Here is a 341-nt window from a genome sequence, read left to right on the forward strand (position 1 = left end):
CAGCGCATCACGGCCCTGTTGCTGGTGGGCGTTGCCTTGATGCTGGCGCGGGGCTTTGCCCACTGAGTGTTGAGCTTATGAGCGGTAGTGGCGATCTGCCGTTGCCCTGATAGACTCCAGGCATTCCTCCAGGATCTCACCCCACCATGTCAGCTGCAGAAGGCACCGGACTTCCGCTCGCTTCACGGCTGTACAAATCCCGTACCCTCGGGCTGACGCTCGGTTTTGTGTGTGTGGTGTTCGGGATGTATCCCCTGGCCCCCGCTTGGTGGGTGTGGGCCTGGATGGTGCTCAACGCCTTTGCCTGGCCGCATATGGCTTTTCAGTTGACGCTGCGCAGC

Annotated in this window: 1 protein-coding gene; it reads left to right on the forward strand. The window is 61.3% G+C overall.

The window, feature by feature from the left end; genetic code table 11:
• Positions 1–146: 146 nt before the first annotated feature.
• A partial coding sequence (locus tag HX823_RS31655) for an MASE2 domain-containing protein (RefSeq protein WP_305729229.1) occupies positions 147–341 on the forward strand: 195 nt, incomplete at its 3' end.

Origin of the sequence: Pseudomonas sp. P7759, from assembly GCF_013386445.1 — a bacterium.
Classification (GTDB): Bacteria; Pseudomonadota; Gammaproteobacteria; order Pseudomonadales; family Pseudomonadaceae; genus Aquipseudomonas; species Aquipseudomonas azotoformans_A.